At 42.0% G+C, this 576-nt stretch carries 1 protein-coding gene; it reads left to right on the forward strand.

Translation table 11 applies throughout. The features are described 5' to 3' along the window. Window positions 1-522 (forward strand): transposase (locus tag E5987_RS12795; RefSeq protein WP_237178853.1); only part of this gene is annotated, 522 nt, incomplete at its 5' end. Window positions 523-576 lie beyond the last annotated feature (54 nt).

Below are 576 nucleotides of genomic sequence, written 5' to 3' on the forward strand. Positions count from 1 at the left end.
ATCAAAAAACAACAAATAGAAAATTACTTTTCTGCCATCCAGGAGGGATTAATAGAGCAGAAGAAAAAAAATGGGGATGACGACAAGCTGACATTGGCTTTAGATTCGACCTCCATTTCGAGCTACGCAAATAAACTGCCAAATGTAGAAAGAGGCAGAAACAAAGACGAGGACAACCTTCCTCAAATTAATCTGCTGATGTTGGTCGAGTCCAAAAGCGGACTGCCTATCTTCTATCGAACCTACGACGGAAACGTTCCGGACGTACAAACCGTCAGACGGGTCATCGCTGACAACTCCAGACTAGGTATCCAAAACGTTGTTCTTGTGTCTGACCGAGGTTACAGCGGTACAAAAAACATCAATGACTGCCTGAGAAATAAAGTTGGCTTTCTGTTCAACATGAAGTGCGGGATATCAGGCAGCCTTACCCAAGAGCTCATTGATGAAGAAAGAGTTAACCTGAATTCTCTCAACCATTCGAACGGTGTTCTCAAGTTGTCATTTCCTGAAATCGGTTGACTACTTGATGTTGTTAAACCTAGTTAAAGTTTACTGTTTAAAGAGTAATCCCTG

The sequence above is a fragment of the Parasutterella muris genome (assembly GCF_009767915.1).
In the GTDB taxonomy this organism is placed as follows: domain Bacteria; phylum Pseudomonadota; class Gammaproteobacteria; order Burkholderiales; family Burkholderiaceae_F; genus Parasutterella; species Parasutterella muris.